This window comes from Actinomadura sp. 9N407 (assembly GCF_044326315.1).
In the GTDB taxonomy this organism is placed as follows: Bacteria; Actinomycetota; Actinomycetes; order Streptosporangiales; family Streptosporangiaceae; genus Spirillospora.
In genome coordinates this window covers 138,901-152,012 of sequence record NZ_JBIRAW010000008.1, presented here as the reverse complement: position 1 = coordinate 152,012, position 13,112 = coordinate 138,901, and the positions used below count along the sequence as shown (strand labels likewise).

Here is a 13,112-nt window from a genome sequence, read left to right as displayed (position 1 = left end):
ATGGTCAGCCGTTGACGACGCCCTTGAGCTGGTTGATGCGGCCGGTCTTCTCCTGCTCCGCCGCCTCGTACTTGACCCGGGTGTCGACGAGCCTCTGGTGGATGAGGTCCAGGTCCTTCATGACCTTGGTGAACTCGGTCTGGAAGAGCTGGAAGACCTGGGTGAACGCGGCGGCCGACTCGCCCTGCCAGGCGGCCTGAAGCTCACCGTGGTGGCCGGTCAGCTGGTTCTTGACCTGACCCATCTGGCCATGGGCGTCCTGCACCTTGCCCGCGGCCTGCTGCATGTGTTGCCGGTTGACTGATGACTGGGGAGCCATGTGCACCTTCCTCAGGCGTCGTTGAAAAGGATCACGACGCATGCCCGAATCGATGCAGAAGACCCGTTTGGCAGATAATGCGACACACCCCGTGACACTGAGCAAGAACGAGAGTAGAGAAGCGCCTTATCGGCTGTCCATGTGAAAGGAATCAACGTGACCGGAGGGGAGATGACCGTTTTCTCACCGACCCCATAGCTGATCAGCCGAAACGTTGATATCCCGGAAAAGGTTCAACGATCATATGGCCGGAACCGGTCGGAGTACGGCCTCTGAAGTGAGGGCAGGGCCTGTCCGGAAAAGGGCCAAGAGGTTCGCCGGAACGGGCACCGCCGCGCCGGTCGAGTAGCCGAGCTTGGTGACATGCTTCTGGGTCGCCACCGGGTAGCGGATCCCATGGTCAGTGAGGATGGAGTAGGTCTGGGACCGGAGGCCGGAGCCCGCCAGCACCCCGACGAACGCGCCTCCACCGGGGAGCACGACCTGGTCCAAACCGCCGGCGCCGAGCGAGGACGGGCTCGCCAGGGAACCACCGCCGGTGAACCGCGCCTCAGTGGCAAGCCGGCCGGTGTTGTGATAAGCGGCGCAACATGGATCACCACGGTCACACGCGGCGATGGCGAGTGTCTCCCGTCTTCCATTCAACAGTCATTCTTCATGCAACCAAACAACAAGTCGATGGAAAACAAACGCAATACCCATTACACATACGGCCAAAAATAAAAACATCGCAAGCTTGGCCAAAGCCTCGCTTTTTATGTAACCTAACGTCAATAGCCATGCCCCTGCAGTGAAGTTGATCAATGCAATGACAGTCCAGCTTACTTTACTGGACTGTTGAGCATTGACAGCCTTTTTGTAGGCGACAAACGAAAGAATAAGCAAAATTACACCTGAAATATTTCCCAGCATGACGACTTTTCTAAAAGAAGTAACCCAAGGCGCCCTTTATCGCGCTCCCCCGCAGCGGCCAACGCGGCACCGGTGCCAATCGGGCCGGCGACGCGATCGATGACGTAATGACGTAAAATTCATTTTTCAGGCAAGCGGATCGTCTATTTCTGCCCGCAAATTATTCAGATGTGCTTCACCTGCGCGAGATAGTTCCTCTTGCTCGCTTGGGCTAAGTCTTTCAAACTCGCTCCAAAAGCTCACGAACCCGTCCATGAGGGCGCTCTCGTAAACACTGCTGCTGACAGCTTCCCTCAAACCAATTCGCTCCGCCAGAATGTCTGTAGCCATCTCTCTAAGCAAATCATTCTTCCCAGTCGCGAGTATTTCGAGATATTCTCGGATCGAGCGAGCGCGAACTGGATCTCCCTCGGAAAGTTCCAGTAAAGTTTGGTCGAGTTGAGCCAAAGAAATCACTTCTTCGCTAGTGCAGGATGGGAATAGGCCGAAGCGGGTAGGCCGAGCTCTCTCGGCAAGCTTTTCTGAGCAAGTGCCATGTTTCCGAGACCTCTTATTATATTCCAGGTACTAGCGCCGACATTCAACAGTGCAGTAAGTTTGGTATATTTTTGCCACAATACAAAAATTTCCCACGCGCAGGTTCCACTGGCTATTACCGCTACAATCGCACCCACACCAGTTTCAGCCGCGGCCACTCCAGCACCAGCAGTCGATGCCGCAAGTGCAACAATCACCGCTGTATCGATCATCCCCTTGATAAGGCTTCCCCCAGTGTCAGCGAGTTGCCACATAGCTTCTGCGACCTGACGATACCCTTGGCCGAGTTGCTTGAATTCCGTTGCTTGGCGATTGAGAATCGCATGAAGTGTCGAAAAATACTGAAACGATGCATCGGCGGCTCTCCCGTGCCATGATTCATCCAAGCTCCTGTTACCGTAATCAATATTGCTTGAAATCGCGCCGATGCAATCGGCGATATTAATCATGGCTGTGCCTGCCTTGTGTACCGCTTCCCAGTCACCGCCGAGTACTTTGACGTATTCATCAATCGGGTCAGTAAATCCGAGTAGCTTCCACACTTCCAATACCGCGTTCGTCGGGCTGAAATAATCGAGAACACCAAACGGGTTTTTTAGTAGTTTTGTCACCGGACTCATCTCCGGTGCTACAGGCGGTGTGAGCTTTGACTGCGGGTCAACACCGTCTTTGAACTGGTGAGCCGGCACGCGCCGGTCCTCCCAATTGATGATTCCAGTCGTGAGTTGCCGAACGGCCGGGAGTCGATCGATTCGCTTAGGGTCGCCGTAAGTGGCATCCGCTTTCCTTGCCGCGTCTTCGTCCGCCTGTCGGTAATACCGGGCAGCCGCCTTGAGTGCGGTTGCCGATTCGCTGGACTTTTGAGATAGCTCTGAAAATACATCTTGAGACGCACTAACCACTCGGTTATGGGTTGTCATAAGCCACCCGAAAACAAGCCCCCGAGTCAAGGGAGAGAGGGAGGTATGCTGGTTGAAGTAACTGAGTGCCGCTTTGGAATGGTCGCCGACACGACCCACCTGTTGTGAATATCCTTCAAGATCGGGTGAATACACCGAATACTCAGTCATATATCACAACCACCTTTCGTGTAAGTAGCAGTATCGCAATCTGAGTGCTGGAGCCACCATCAAGATGTAGGTGCTGTGTTGAAGAATGCCACCCAGCCGACGATTAGAAGCAGTGCCATCAGACCAAACCAGCGGTCGGGATTCTTTGGAACACGAACAAGGCATATGCCCGTCATGATTATTACTAGAACCAAAAAAGGCACAGAGGCTAGATGCACCACGAAGTCGGATAGTTCATAGGGGCCCGAGGTGGCAGCCCATTCGTTCATTCTTGAACCTAGTCCAAACAGTGGAGCAACGGCCGCGAAGAAGGGGAACGGTAGAAGTTTTAGGATATAAAGACCCAGCAGGCTGTCGCTGGGATTCTTCTGGCTCCTCTGCATGTCCATCTACATCACACCTTAGAAGCGCCTTAGAGTGCTTACGTGGTTGAGCGTCGCCAGAAAACCCAAAATATCCCCGCGCCCACCAAGGAGAAAGATGATGCCAACAGTGCGGCCGTGACCCAACCTTTCTCCTGGTCTCCTTTTTCTACTCCTCCTGTTGATGTCGCACTCGGCCTTGAGGGTATCGACGAGATACCTTGTTTTGACTTCTCCAGCCACTTGTCATATTGCACATATGCTGGATTTGGTGCATTGGCTGGTACGTGATCTACCAATGCTCGGTAAGGGCGAACCAGGCCGTAGCCCGTTATGTCGTCCCAGCCGGCAGGGCCGACGTCTTTAGCGGTAGCGGTGATGCGCTGGACGACTTCGCGAGCAGGCATCCTCGGGTACCTTGCCCTGACTAGAGCAACCACTCCGGACGTTAGAGCCGCAGCGGCACTGGTTCCGGTCTTATGAATCTCGATATTGCCATGCCAACCAATGGTGCGGACGTCGATGGCCGGAGCGGCCACGGAAATGTACTCGCCTGGCGTCGTGCCCTTCCATGGCTTGACCAGCCCATCTACGCCTCCTACCGCGATGACACCAGCGCAGTTGGCCGGCTGGCTGCGCCAGTCACCGGAACGCCCTTCATTTCCCGCTGCAACGACGATCACGGCGTCTCGTCGCAGTGCGTAGGCGACCGCCTCCTGGGTCTCAGGGCGACAAGGCTGGAATGTCTCTCGGCCAAGAGACATATTAATGACCTTTGCACCGTGGTCCGCTGCGTAGCGTATCGCCTTCTCCCACAAGCCTAGATCAGTTGTAACTGGAAGGATCCCTGCGACTGCCCTGGATTTCCAGAAGGCATCCCCGTACCCCCGGGCGTTGTGCCTTCGAGATCGGTGCCGCCCTGGTCAGGAGAGCCCTGGACATCTGGAAGATTCCCGCCCAGCGATGGCACGGAGGATGGTCCTTGCCTATCCGTCTCGCCAGAAGGCGGGGCGATGCGTTGAGCCCCTGGCTGGCCGGTTTCGCCGCCGGAACCGGCCGGAACCTCCGAGGCGTTTCCGCCTTCGGCGATGAGGCCACCTCGTCTGTCGTTGGGGAGATCCAGGGTGACGGACGGGGGGATGTTCGAGTAGGCGCTGATCAGGCCCTTGTTCAGTTGGTCCATGTGCTGCTGGGCGGCACGGTCTTTGGCGAACTTGTCCATCGGGGATTCCTGCTTGGGATCCTGAACGACTCCAAGCGCCCCTGTGGCCTCAGGAGGGTTGGCCTTGTACGTGGCCACGGTTCGGGAGGCGGTATCGAGGGCTGTACGGAATTTGCCGCTGGCCTTGGAGAGCTCGTCGGCCGCCTGCTCCATGCGCTTGATCTGCGCCAGCGCCGCGTCCGAGGACGATCCCTGGGGCCATGCGGTCTTCAGCCTGCCGCGGTGGAAGGCGAGGTCGGCTTGGGCCTTGCCCAGGAGCGTTTCAAGGGTTCTGTAGGTGCTGGAGAGTCTGTCCAGTTCTGCGTAGCTCGTCCCGTTGATCTTGTTCATGATCTGCTCATGGTCGAACGCGGTCGGGGTGCCGGGTCCGATCGCTCCACGTCTGACCGGGTAGCTCTGGTTGCCCATGCGGTCGCCTCCTTTCGCTGCTCCGGCGGTCTAGTTCTGGCTTTCGCGCGTCACGCGCGGGTCCAGCGGGCGGCCGGCCCTCTCGGCCGCATCCCGGGAAGCGAGATCGCTCAGGTCGAAGTCCCTCGCCGAGGTTTCGATGCGTCTGATGAGCGCCTCGTAGAGCTTCGCGAACTCCGTCACGTACGTGATCATCGACTCGTGGGCCGCGTCGACGCGCTTGCCGAGCTCCGTGGGTACGTCCCAGGCGCCGATGGTGCCGACGGTCGTCGGATGGCCGCTCGCCCCGGACTGGAGCTTGTCGAGCTCGGCCCGCATCGACCGGGCGATCTGGCGCATCTTCTCCGGGCTGTGTTCGCTCTCCCTGGGAGCCACAGCGTCCCTTCCCCGTGGTGTGAAGCGGTCGGCGGTCAGCCGCCGAACATGGCGGTGTTGCGGCGCTCGGTGGTCAGGTAGCCGTCGTGGGAGTCCCCGATGGCCTGGCCCATGTTCTGGACGACGTGGCCGAGCTGGTCGCCGGCGGCGTTCCACTGCTTCTGCATGGCCTTGTACGCCTCGTCGGCGTCGCCCTCCCACTCGGCGAGGGTGGACTGGACCTTGCTCTGCAGCTCGGACAGGGCCGCCTTGTACTCGCTCAAGGCCTTGTTGAAGCTGGCCTGGGCTTCCTTCATCGCGCCGAAGTTGACCAGGGTGTAGTCGTTGCTCACGGTGGGCTCCTTCGTGGGTGTCAGCTGTTGATGAGGCCGGTGAGCTTGTTGACCCGGGCCGTGGTCTCGGCTTCGTTGGCGGCGTACGAGACGCGGGCGTCACCGAGCTTCTGCTGGATCTTGTTCAGGTCGGTCAGGACCTTGACGAACTGCTGATCGAACTGCTGGTACACCTTCACGAAGGCCATCGAACCCTCGCCCTTCCAACGGGCCGCGAGGGACTTCTGCTCGGCCTCCAGGCGCGAGCGGGTGCTTCGAAGCTGCCGCTCGGCGTTCTCGATGGCGTCTGCGCCCTTGCGCATGCCTTCTTGGCTGTGTCCCGACTGCTGTGTCACCGAGTCCTCCACGTGGACGGGTTGCGTGTGGCATCACAGAGCACGCCGATCCCTACTCTCAGTGACGCTTCGACAGCGACACACCCCGTGACAGCAAGCAAGATGAAGCGTAGGGACGGCGGAATCGGCTGTCCACGCCCAGCACATGAAGGAAATTCGGGCTCCTGAGCAACAGTTGACTCAACTGCCTGTGAGCTGCATGGCCATTTGTCAAGAGGCCGGTTGGTCATGGGGACCGGTGGCCGGAACCGGCCGCACCGCTGCCTCAGAGGCCAATATCGGTCCGGTACGGAACAGCTGAATAAGGTTGGCCGGTACGGGGACGGCGGCGTTCATGGCATAGCCGAGTTTGGCGACGTCGTCAGGGGTCGCAATGGGATGACGGACCCCCTGCTCGGTGATCAATGAGAATGCTTGGGGCTTTTGTCCCGCATGGGAAAGTGTGCCGGCGAAAGTCCCGCCGCCGGGCATGACGACCTGGTCCAGCCCTGCGGAAGTCGGTGTGGCCGGGGGTGCGGGGAGTGAGCCGCCGATGGTGAACCTGGCCTCGGTCGCGAGTCGGCCCGTGTCGCGGTAGGCGGCGCAGAGAGGTTCGCCGGTTCGGTACGCGGCGATCCGGGGTGGGCTCTCCGGGAGGTTTCGGTCGAAGAGATTCGTCCGTGAGGGCCGGGATCCGGCGGTGGCCGGGCTTATCTCGCGAGGGGGCGCGCTGCCCGCTGTGTCGAGAAGCAGGCGGGCCTGGGACTGGGAGACGCCTGACAGGCCGTCGACCAGCTGGACGTACCAGCGCGCGGGGGTTCCCGCGACGGGTGCCACCCGGAAGACCTGGCCGATGGGAGCCGGGGCTCCGTCCGGGCCTCGGGAAGGGCGTCCCCAGTCGGGGACAGGCGGCGCGGCGAAGTCGGGGCCTTGCGGCAGGGCGTTCAGCCAACGTTGGTCGACCGGGGCCGGCTGGTCTGCCGTCAGGACCCGGGCCGCTTTAGGCGAGATCCGCATCCTGGTGTTGCGCCAGACGAGCCATGTCTGAGGGCCACCCTGGACGAGCACTCCCTGGTCGTCGCCCAGGGCGCGGCCTCCGACGTCCCGGCCTCCGATCAAGGAGACGACCGAACCGCCACCAGGATTCCGAACGCAGACCGACCAGGGGGCCTTGGTGAGCTTGCGGGGCTCTGGCAGCGACTCGGGGGCGCCCTGAATGCCTGTCATCGGGCCCCTGCCGTACTTGGCGAGGGACTTGCTCGAGACCATCTTCCGCTCGATGGACGTCGTGGACATCGCCAGGCGTGCGGAGGCGTAGTTGAGGAACGGGACCAGCCGCCGGTCCTGCGCGCTGTACGCGTAGACGGCGCCCGTCTCCTTCTCGATGAGCACCAGCCCGGGCTTCTCCAGGTTGCGGGCCCCGCCCTTGAAGAGGAGTCCGGCGATGCCGAATCCCGCCGCGACCAGGACGACGACCATCACTCCGCAGATCGTGCCGACGCCGGTACGCCGGAGCGGAGACTCGGCGGCCCCGGGCTTTCCTTGGAGGAGTGCGAGGGCGACCCGCTGCGTCATCAGCCGGTGCGCCTGATAGAGGTCCTTACGGGTCTGCATGCGTTCGTCCCCGAGTTCAGCCGGCCAGGCCGCGTAGCCAGGAGTAGAGGTGGAGCAGTCCCATGGCCAGCGGGAGCAGGCTGATGATGAGGGTGAGGTCGATGATGTCTCCGGCCCGTCCCCAGAACGGGGTGGGCTTGTGGCCCGGCAGCCACAGGGCCATCACGAACATGACGGTCACGGTCAGCAGCATGGGCGCGATGACGCCGAGCATCATCACGCCCGGGGAAGCGCTGGACGCCAGGCGCAGGCCGAGGAGCGCCAGGCCGGTGAGGCCGGTGCCGAGCATCCACAACCTCTGCGTACGGCCGTGGAAGACACGCGCGCGCAGGAGAAGTACGAGAGAGACGCAGACGCTCATGGAGAACGGCAGCCAGCCATTCATGGGGACCAGGTAAGCCAGGGCGACCAGGGCGACCAACCCCACCGCCGCCACAAGGCCCGTGACGAAGCGGTCCGCCTCCCTGGTGCGCCGCAGCAGGGTGGGCCCGTCGAACGTCTGCGCGCTGCGCAGTTCCTCGGCGCTTTCCGGTACGGGTGGCAGCGGCAGCCGGGCCAGCCGGAAGGCCACCGAGGGGATGAGGGCGGTCAGGGTCAGGCAGAGTGCGGCGGCGAAGGCCGCGGCTCCGTGCGGTGCGATGCCGAAGCCCTGGACACATCCGGTGGCGATCAGTCCCAGCAGCGCGGCGAAGCTCAGGCCGAGGAACGTCGGCAGCCCTGCGGCGATGGCGAAGGCCGCCACCACCGCGGCGAGGGTCACCGCCGCCAGTGCGGCCAGCAGGTGGGGGGCACCGAGGTCGGTGAGTGCGACCGGCCGGGCAGGGGCCAGCAGGCCGGCGAGGAACGCGTACGGCAACGCCGCGAAGCCGAGCACCGACCCCGCGCCCGAGTCGCCGACCGCGCGCGACAGCGCGATCCCGGCGACCAGGAGCACGATCGCGATCACTGCGGCGGCCAGTGCGGCCAGGCCCCATGGCGGGCCGGACCCGGCCAGGCCCACCGCCCCGGCGACGAGAACGGCCGCGCCAGCGATCAGCCCGAACCGGCGGGTGGTCTCCGGGCGCCAGCGGTCGGCGTGCTCGTTGACCCCGGTCGCGACGACGTCGGCCACGTCGTCGAACATCACCTCGGGCAGCTGGGCGAGCTCGGGGCGGAAGTACAGCAGCTCGCCGTCACGGACGCCCAGCGCCGACATGGTCTGAGACTCGTCGAGCGGGGGCTGGTCGACGCGTTGCAGCACCCAGCCCGAGTGCGCGAGCCCCGCGTTGGCCAGATTCTGCCCCGCCACCTGCAACAACGTGGGCAGCATATGGGCCAGCGGAACGTCCGCGGGGAGCGAGATGTCCAGCCGGCGATGCGGCGCGACGAGCACCACGCGACACAGATCCGCCCCGGTGGTCGAATTCACTCGGTCTCCGCTCCGATGCCATTACGCCCGATGATGACCGCATATTCACGTCCAGTCAGGCCATCGGTGCGCCAGGGTAGCCCAACGATCATTAATGATCATGAAGTTTCCGCTCTCCCTCTCGCCGTACTGACACAGAAAGGCGAGAACGACACCTCCGGCGCGCCCGGAATCAGTAGGATGACACGTCTTTGACCACTGGTCAGGGCGATCTGAAGGGATCGGTCTTTGGGCATCGTTCTCGTACGCCGGCCGGAACGACGGCCGCCGCCCCGCCTTCCGGAAGGCGAAATCCTGCTGGAATCACCGCCCGAAATTCCGGAGGCGGTCACCCAGGGTTTCACCAATGCCCTGATGTACCTTCCGATGGCCGCGAGCGGTGGCGCCATGGGGCTGATGTTCATGGGCGGCGCGGGCGGTGCCGGCGGCGGGAACCCGATCATGTGGGTGGCCAGCGGGCTGTTCGTCCTGTCGATGGTCGGCATGGGTATCGGGCAGATGGGCCAGGGGGCCGGGGAACGCAAGCAGCAGCTCAACGGCGCGCGCCGCGACTACTACCGCTACCTCGACCAGATCCGGGCACGGGTCCGCAAGGCCGCCGCGCAGCAGCGCGAGGCTCTGGAATGGACCGGCCCCAACCCGCGAACACTGTGGTCACTGGCGATGAGCCACCGCCTGTGGGAGCGGCGTCCGGCCGACGCGGACTTCGGCCAGGTACGGATCGGGCGCGGGCGGCAGCGGCTGGCGCTGGAGCTCATCACCCCGGAGACCAGGCCGATCGAGGATCTCGAGCCGATGTGCGCCGGCGCGCTGCGCAGGTTCCTGCGGGCTCACGCGGCGGTCCCGGACCTTCCGGTCGCGGTGTCGCTGCCCGCGTTCGCGCGGATCGTGCCCACCGGGGACGCGGAGTCCATCCGTTCCATGGCCCGGGCCATGGTCGCCCAGCTCGCCGTCTTCCACACGCCCGATGACGTGCGCCTGTCGTTCTGCGCTTCGCCCGAACGCATGCTGGAGTGGGACTGGGCCAAGTGGCTGCCGCACTGCCTGCACCCGAGCCGGCATGACGCGGCGGGGCCCGTGCGGTTGTTCGGCCATTCCCTCACCGAGCTGGAACGGCTGCTGGACGACGAGCTCAAGGACAGGCCGCGCTTCAGCCCCGGCGTGGACGCCCCGGACCTGCCGCTGCACGTCGTGATCGTCGACGGTGGCGCCGTACCGCCCGACTCCCAGCTCGGCGCCGACGGAGTCAAGGGCGTGTGCGTCATCGACCTGGACGGGAACGTCGCGCCGACGTCCGACGCCACCATGCTGCGGCTGAACGTGACGGCCGACGGCCTGGAGATGCTGGAACGGGACCACACCGGCAAGGACATCGCGAGTTCCCTGGGGCGCCCCGACACGTTCAGCTGTGTCCAGGCCGAAGGGCTGGCGCTGAGGCTGGCCCCGCTGCGTGCCGGAACCGGCGACGAGCCGGATCAGAACCCGCTGGCCGGTGATCTCTCGCTGACGTCGCTGCTCGGCCTGGGCGACCCGTACGCCCTCGACCCGCAGTACGCCTGGCGGCAGCCCCGGGCGGCGCGCAACCGGCTTCGGGTCCCGATCGGAGTGGACGCCGACGGGCGGCCGATCGAGCTCGACATCAAGGAGTCGGCCCAGGGGGGCATGGGACCGCACGGTCTGCTCATCGGCGCGACGGGATCCGGCAAGTCGGAGCTGCTGCGTACGCTCGTGCTCGCGCTGGCGGTCAGCCACCCCTCGGAGACGCTGAACTTCGTGCTCGTCGACTTCAAGGGCGGCGCGACGTTCCTCGGGCTGGAGCGGCTGCGGCACGTTTCCGCGGTCATCACCAACCTGGAGGAGGAGCTGCATCTCGTCGACCGCATGTACGACGCGCTGAACGGCGAGATGATCCGGCGGCAGGAGCTGCTGCGGGCGGCGGGCAACTTCGCGTCGCTGCGCGATTACGAGAAGGCGCGCGAGCAGGGAGCACCTCTCTCCCCGCTGCCGACGCTGTTCGTCGTGCTGGACGAGTTCTCCGAGCTGCTGTCGGCCAAGCCCGAGTTCGCCGAGCTGTTCGTGATGATCGGCCGGCTGGGGCGGTCGCTCGGCGTGCACCTGCTGCTGGCCTCCCAGCGCCTGGAGGAGGGCAAGCTGCGCGGCCTGGACTCCCATCTGTCGTACCGGATCGGTCTGCGCACCTTCTCGGCCATGGAGTCCCGCGTGGTGCTGGGCGTGCCCGACGCGTACGAGCTGCCCTCTCAGCCGGGCAACGGGTATCTCAAGGTGGACGTCAGCGACATGGTCCGCTTCAAGGCCGCGTACGTCTCCGGGCCCGTCAGCGCGGAGGGGGGCGGGACACGGCCGGACGGGCCGGCGCGGCAGCGCCAGATCGCGCCGTACTCCACCGCCTACATCGCACCGCGGACGGTCGAGGGGCCGGCGCCGGTGGAGCCGCAGGAGCAGCGCCCCGAAGAGAGCCTCTTCAAGACCCTCATCGACCGGCTGGCGGACAACGGCACCGCGGCGCACCGGATCTGGTTGCCGCCGCTCGATGTCCCGCCCGCTCTCGACCAGCTGCTTCCGGCACTGTCGGCCACCACCGGGTACGGGCTGACGGCGGCGGGCTGGGAAGGGCGCGGACGCCTGGCGGCCGTTGCCGGCATCATCGACCGGCCACTCGAGCAGCGGCGCGACCCGCTGTGGGTCGACCTCTCCGCCGCCGCCGGCCACGTCGCCATCGTGGGGGCACCGCGGACCGGCAAGTCGACCCTGCTGCGTTCGCTGATCACGTCGCTGGCGGTGCTGCACACGCCCGAGGAGGCGCAGTTCTACTGCCTGGACTTCGGTGGCGGCACGCTGACCGGGTTCACCGAACTGCCGCATGTGGGCGGTGTCGCGAACCGCCGTGATCCCGATCGCGTGCGGCGTACGGTCGCCGAAGTGTCCACGCTGCTGGAAGGGCGCGAGCAGCGGTTCGCCGAGAACGGCATCGACTCCATCACCACCTACCGGCGGCTGCGCGCGGCCGGAACCGTTCCCGGCGACGGGTTCGGGGACGTGTTCCTGGTGGTGGACGGCTGGATGACGCTCCGGCAGGAGTACGAGCAGCTCGAGGACACGATCACCGACCTGGCGGCCCGCGGGCTCGGCTACGGGGTTCACGTGATCGCCACGGCCGGGAAGTGGTCGGAGTTCCGGATGGGCATCCGGGACGTGTTCGGCACGCGGCTGGAGCTGAAGCTCGGCGACTCCTACGAGTCCGAGATCGACCGGCGGCTCGCCGAGAGCGTCCCCGAAGGGCGTCCCGGCCGCGGCCTCACCCGTGACCGCATGCACTTCCTGGCCGCGCTGCCGCGGCTGGACGGGCGGGGCGGCACCGACGACCTCGCCGACGGCGTGACCGCGATGGTCAAGGCGATCGCCGCGGCATGGCAGGGACCGCACGCTCCGCCGGTACGGCTGCTGCCTGCCCGGTTGCCGGTCTCCCAGCTGGCCGGCGTCGCACGGGAGCGGTGGCGGGTACCCGTCGGCATCGACGAGGACACGCTCTCCCCCGTCCAGCTGGACTTCGCGGCCGACCCGCACTTCGTGGCCGTCGGCGACACCGAATGCGGCAAGACCAACCTGCTGCGCCTCATCGCCGAGGGCATCGTCGCCCGGCACACCCCCGACGAGGCGCGGCTGATCTTCATCGACTACCGCCGCTCGCTGCTCGACACCGCCACCACCGAGCACCGCGTCGGGTACGCGGCGTCCGCGTCGGCGGCCATGGAGCTGGTGACCGATCTGGTGGAGGCACTGAACGAACGGCTGCCGCCGGCCGACCTCACGCCCGACCAGCTCCGGGATCGTTCGTGGTGGAAGGGATCGGACGTCTTCTTCTTCGTGGACGACTACGACCTGGTCGCGACGTCGAACAATCCCCTGCTGCCACTCCGCGACCTCCTGCCGCAGGCCCGCGACATCGGAGTCCACCTGGTGCTCTCCCGCGCGATGGGCGGCGCCGGGCGTTCCCTGTACGACCCGGTCCTCCAGCAGCTCAAGGACATGGCCTCGCCCGCTCTGATCATGTCCGGGAGCCGGGAGGAGGGACCGCTGTTCCACGAGATCCGGCCCATGCCGCTCCCGGCCGGGCGGGGCACGCTCGGCGACCGCCGCGCCGGTGCCCGTCTCATCCAGACCGCCGTCCGGGAGGCATGAGACCGGCGGCAGGACGGCGGCCGGCTCGGAGAAGGCCGG

Annotated in this window: 14 protein-coding genes and 1 pseudogene; 2 read left to right on the top strand and 13 right to left on the bottom strand. The window is 65.0% G+C overall.

Annotation, left to right across the window (positions count from 1 at the left end):
- Window positions 1-4 precede the first annotated feature (4 nt).
- The 6 genes from ACH34Q_RS15010 to ACH34Q_RS14985 form a co-directional block, all read right to left on the bottom strand.
- On the bottom strand, window positions 5-319 hold the full coding sequence (locus tag ACH34Q_RS15010; RefSeq protein ID WP_395983512.1) for a WXG100 family type VII secretion target: 315 nt from the start codon (window positions 317-319) through the stop codon (window positions 5-7).
- 240 nt (window positions 320-559) lie between these two features.
- Window positions 560-811, bottom strand: coding sequence for a type VII secretion protein EccB (locus ACH34Q_RS15005; protein WP_395983707.1), 252 nt, complete (start codon window positions 809-811; stop codon window positions 560-562).
- A 156-nt stretch (window positions 812-967) separates the two neighbouring features.
- The gene (locus ACH34Q_RS15000) at window positions 968-1,231 is read right to left on the bottom strand and encodes a hypothetical protein (protein WP_395983511.1); all 264 of its coding nucleotides are present in this window, start codon (window positions 1,229-1,231) and stop codon (window positions 968-970) included.
- Between the two features lie 126 nt (window positions 1,232-1,357).
- Complete coding sequence (locus ACH34Q_RS14995; RefSeq protein WP_395983510.1) at window positions 1,358-1,678, bottom strand: hypothetical protein; 321 nt, start codon at window positions 1,676-1,678, stop codon at window positions 1,358-1,360.
- A 5-nt stretch (window positions 1,679-1,683) separates the two neighbouring features.
- Window positions 1,684-2,838 (bottom strand): hypothetical protein, encoded by a 1,155-nt coding sequence (locus tag ACH34Q_RS14990; protein ID WP_395983509.1) that lies wholly within the window; start codon window positions 2,836-2,838, stop codon window positions 1,684-1,686.
- A gap of 59 nt (window positions 2,839-2,897) precedes the next feature.
- Window positions 2,898-3,227 carry a hypothetical protein gene (locus ACH34Q_RS14985; RefSeq protein ID WP_395983508.1) on the bottom strand — a complete coding sequence of 110 codons (330 nt, stop codon included), beginning with the start codon at window positions 3,225-3,227 and terminating at the stop codon, window positions 2,898-2,900.
- 36 nt (window positions 3,228-3,263) lie between these two features.
- On the opposite strand from ACH34Q_RS14985, the gene ACH34Q_RS14980 reads away from it, so the two are divergent.
- Window positions 3,264-3,491, top strand: a complete 228-nt coding sequence (locus ACH34Q_RS14980; protein ID WP_395983715.1) for a hypothetical protein — start codon at window positions 3,264-3,266, stop codon at window positions 3,489-3,491.
- 41 nt (window positions 3,492-3,532) lie between these two features.
- Here ACH34Q_RS14980 and ACH34Q_RS14975 read toward each other — a convergent pair.
- The 7 genes and pseudogenes from ACH34Q_RS14975 to eccD all read right to left on the bottom strand — a co-directional run.
- Window positions 3,533-4,018 (bottom strand): annotated as a pseudogene (locus ACH34Q_RS14975) (S8 family serine peptidase); the annotation flags it as partial.
- Between the two features lie 2 nt (window positions 4,019-4,020).
- The gene (locus tag ACH34Q_RS14970) at window positions 4,021-4,830 is read right to left on the bottom strand and encodes a hypothetical protein (protein WP_395983507.1); all 810 of its coding nucleotides are present in this window, start codon (window positions 4,828-4,830) and stop codon (window positions 4,021-4,023) included.
- 30 nt (window positions 4,831-4,860) lie between these two features.
- Window positions 4,861-5,169, bottom strand: coding sequence for a hypothetical protein (locus ACH34Q_RS14965; protein ID WP_395983506.1), 309 nt, complete (start codon window positions 5,167-5,169; stop codon window positions 4,861-4,863).
- 71 nt (window positions 5,170-5,240) lie between these two features.
- A complete protein-coding gene (locus ACH34Q_RS14960; protein WP_395983505.1) occupies window positions 5,241-5,537 on the bottom strand; it encodes a WXG100 family type VII secretion target in 297 nt (98 codons plus the stop codon).
- Between the two features lie 20 nt (window positions 5,538-5,557).
- Window positions 5,558-5,839, bottom strand: coding sequence for a WXG100 family type VII secretion target (locus ACH34Q_RS14955; RefSeq protein WP_395983504.1), 282 nt, complete (start codon window positions 5,837-5,839; stop codon window positions 5,558-5,560).
- Window positions 5,840-6,082: 243 nt separating this feature from the next.
- Window positions 6,083-7,465 carry a type VII secretion protein EccB gene (eccB, locus tag ACH34Q_RS14950; protein WP_395983503.1) on the bottom strand — a complete coding sequence of 461 codons (1,383 nt, stop codon included), beginning with the start codon at window positions 7,463-7,465 and terminating at the stop codon, window positions 6,083-6,085.
- Window positions 7,466-7,481: 16 nt separating this feature from the next.
- On the bottom strand, window positions 7,482-8,873 hold the full coding sequence (gene eccD, locus ACH34Q_RS14945) for a type VII secretion integral membrane protein EccD (protein ID WP_395983502.1): 1,392 nt from the start codon (window positions 8,871-8,873) through the stop codon (window positions 7,482-7,484).
- Between the two features lie 228 nt (window positions 8,874-9,101).
- On the opposite strand from eccD, the gene eccCa reads away from it, so the two are divergent.
- Window positions 9,102-13,073 (top strand): type VII secretion protein EccCa, encoded by a 3,972-nt coding sequence (eccCa, locus tag ACH34Q_RS14940; RefSeq protein ID WP_395983501.1) that lies wholly within the window; start codon window positions 9,102-9,104, stop codon window positions 13,071-13,073.
- Window positions 13,074-13,112 lie beyond the last annotated feature (39 nt).

Bases quoted from the DNA above. Each gene is read 5' to 3' on its own strand.
- ACH34Q_RS14985 (WP_395983508.1), bottom strand. From the start codon at position 3,227: ATGGACATGCAGAGGAGCCAGAAGAATCCCAGCGACAGCCTGCTGGGT.
- ACH34Q_RS15000 (WP_395983511.1), bottom strand. From the start codon at position 1,231: ATGCTGGGAAATATTTCAGGTGTAATTTTGCTTATTCTTTCGTTTGTC.
- ACH34Q_RS15010 (WP_395983512.1), bottom strand. From the start codon at position 319: ATGGCTCCCCAGTCATCAGTCAACCGGCAACACATGCAGCAGGCCGCG.
- ACH34Q_RS14955 (WP_395983504.1), bottom strand. From the start codon at position 5,839: ATGCGCAAGGGCGCAGACGCCATCGAGAACGCCGAGCGGCAGCTTCGA.
- ACH34Q_RS14970 (WP_395983507.1), bottom strand. From the start codon at position 4,830: ATGGGCAACCAGAGCTACCCGGTCAGACGTGGAGCGATCGGACCCGGC.
- ACH34Q_RS14990 (WP_395983509.1), bottom strand. From the start codon at position 2,838: ATGACTGAGTATTCGGTGTATTCACCCGATCTTGAAGGATATTCACAA.
- eccB (WP_395983503.1), bottom strand. From the start codon at position 7,465: ATGCAGACCCGTAAGGACCTCTATCAGGCGCACCGGCTGATGACGCAG.
- ACH34Q_RS14965 (WP_395983506.1), bottom strand. From the start codon at position 5,169: ATGCGCCAGATCGCCCGGTCGATGCGGGCCGAGCTCGACAAGCTCCAG.